Annotated in this window: 3 protein-coding genes; all 3 read right to left on the bottom strand. The window is 53.9% G+C overall.

Annotated features, from left to right (window positions below):
- Window positions 1-275: 275 nt before the first annotated feature.
- Complete coding sequence (locus tag Q0095_RS07065) at window positions 276-1550, bottom strand: spore photoproduct lyase family protein (protein ID WP_297882658.1); 1275 nt, start codon at window positions 1548-1550, stop codon at window positions 276-278.
- A 73-nt stretch (window positions 1551-1623) separates the two neighbouring features.
- Window positions 1624-2103, bottom strand: coding sequence for a hypothetical protein (locus tag Q0095_RS07060; protein WP_297882656.1), 480 nt, complete (start codon window positions 2101-2103; stop codon window positions 1624-1626).
- Window positions 2104-2209: 106 nt separating this feature from the next.
- A partial coding sequence (locus Q0095_RS07055; protein ID WP_297882654.1) for a hypothetical protein occupies window positions 2210-2564 on the bottom strand: 355 nt, incomplete at its 5' end.

Below are 2564 nucleotides of genomic sequence, written 5' to 3'. Positions count from 1 at the left end.
ATTTGCCACCAAATTTGCGCGGCCTAAACAATCCGTGCCGCGACCTGCGCCGGGTAAAATTTTAAATTTAGCCTGCGGGCGTTTTGCTACGCCGCCGCTTTGTAAAATTTCATCGCCGCTCGCTGTGCCAGCCCCGCGCGATTTATAAAATTTAATTTTATAAAACTCGGCGTGCCGCTAAATTTTAACCGCTCGCTTGCCGCAAATTTCGCGCTGTATCCTCGGCGCCACATGCGAATCGGTGCAGGCTGCGACGCCTGCGACAAACAGCGCGTCTAGCGCTGCCGTATCTTTGCGAAATACGCCGCCTTCATCGCCTCTTCAAACGCGTCGTTACTTTCGTACTCGTGCCCCAAGACCTCGCGCCACAGGCTCGCATCCTCCATGCAGAGGTAGAAAAACACCTGCTCCCGCCACGGCGAAAGCGCGTCCGCGGCAAATTTAAAAAGCTCGCGCTTGATCTGCAGCGGGTAGGACAGCTTGCCGTTCGCGTCCGCAAGGGGCATCTGCAGAATTTTGCTCCGCAGCCCGCGCGAGCGCAGTTTTTTTACGACGGGTTTGATGAAGGTAAGCGTGCCAAGCGAGACCATTGCAACATTGCTTGGATCGAAGCTGCGTAGCAGCCGCTCAAAAAGCGCGCCGTAATCACTCCGCCACCCCTCGTACCAAACCATCGGGTGGAGGTGAAAACCCACCAAAATGCCGCGCGCCGCGAGCGCTTCGGCTGCAGCCAGCCGCGCATCCAGGCTCGCGCTTAGATGCTCCTCGTTCGCTATGATCGCGGGCGTATTTAGCGAAAAGGTAACGATGAGATTGCGCGGGATCTCGCGCTGCAGGAAAAACCGAATATTGTTCGACTTGCTTTTAAACTCCAAAATCACGTTTTGATGCCGCGCCGCGAAGTCCGTTAGCGCGCTTAAAATACCGAAGCGATCGCCCCACATGAGCGAGTCGGAGCTCTGCCCCGTGCCGATGTGATAGCTGCGCGCAGGATCGAGCCGCAGGCGCGCTAAATTTGCCGCGAAATTCTCGTCAAAGCCGATTTTCCCCTGCTTGTAAAATGAGCCGATCGCGCAATAGGAGCAGTCAAAGCCGCACGAATTGACTGCATCTAGCGTCAGCAGATTGCAGCAGCGCGTGTTTTCGCTCGCCACCGGACAGCGACCCAAGGCGATGCGGTCCGCGCGAAAGGAGGAAATTTCAAATTTTTTCGGCGCGTAATCGCTTTTGAAGCTCGCGTACGAGTGCGGGCGCGACTTTAGCTCCAGCCAGGCTTCGCGCACGAAATTAAAAATTTGCTCGCCGTTTGGGACTTTCCCTGCTTTATTAAATTTGGCTTTATTAAAATTTAGCCCGCGCTGCTCGCTTGCAAGCAGCTCATAAATGGGCGCCTCGCCCCACGCCTCAAAATCGCTCGCAAACTCCGCAAGCTGCTTTTTTTGCTGAAATGAAAAGTGAAATTTATCAAATAGCGCGCCCAAAAACGCGCTCGATCGCTCGCTCATATTCACGCCAAACTGCGCGCCCAGCTCCTTTTTCGCCTCCGTCATCTTGCTCCGCTTCGTTTAAATTTTGCAAATTATACTTAAATTTCGCGCACCGTCACTAAAAATCGTTGAAATTTCAGATCGCGCCATAGAATAGTCGCTCGAAATAGAAGGCGTAAGCTAGCGTAATAGCGACGTTTAGGATCAAAATTCCGCCGAGTATGAGCTTTTGCAGGATTTTTTTGACGCCCGTTCGGTAGTAATATGGCAGGGCGCAGAAAAACGCGGGTAGCACGAGCAGAGCGATACCTAGCGGTATGCCTGCACCGCCCACGCCTATCTCGGCACTGCGCACAAACTGCGCCATGGCGGGGAATTTATGAATGGCGAATATGGCCGCCGCAAAGAGTAGTTGCACGCAGACGCAGTAAAATAGGTAGCGCGCGCCTATTAGAGCGTCTTTTAGCCATAGCCCGATACAGGCAAATGCGAGCAAAAGGACTAAAAAGATCAACAAGGGCGGATCCGCGAACATATCCGCTACGGCATACGCGCAAGCCGCGACGCACGCGCACGCCAAGAGGGCAAAACATAGATAAGAGCCTTTTATTTTCATCGTTTCTCCTGCGCCTCCGCAATACCTTCAAATTCCGCGTCGTATTCGGCGCGCGAGGCTAAAATTTCATCCCTCGGCCAAGTTTTTTTTGCGCACGCACTCATAGTTAAATTTTGCCCTTTATCACGGCGCGGATTTGCGGCAGGCGCGCCTTTACGAGCTCATAGACGAAGCTTTTGCTAAGCCGCTCGCCGCGCAGATGATCGCTTACGATCTTCATCATCGCCCACGGCACGTCCGCGCGCTCGCAAGCACCCACGAAAAGCGCGCTCTCCATATCGTAAAGTCTGATGTCGTGATTTTCTAGCCCGCGAGTAACGTCTTTTACCGTGCACGGCGTATTTTGTGTTGCTCGTGCTGCGGTATTCGTCGCGACGCTGTGCCCACCTACCGCGATTTGTGAGGGTTTTACACCCGCTAAATTTTGCGCCTCGACCTGCGTCGCGCTTTGTGTTGCGGCC

Source organism: uncultured Campylobacter sp. (assembly GCF_938045535.1).
Classification (GTDB): Bacteria; Campylobacterota; Campylobacteria; order Campylobacterales; family Campylobacteraceae; genus Campylobacter_B.
The sequence above is the reverse complement of the archived record's forward strand: the minus strand, read 5'-3'. Positions and strand labels throughout refer to the sequence as shown.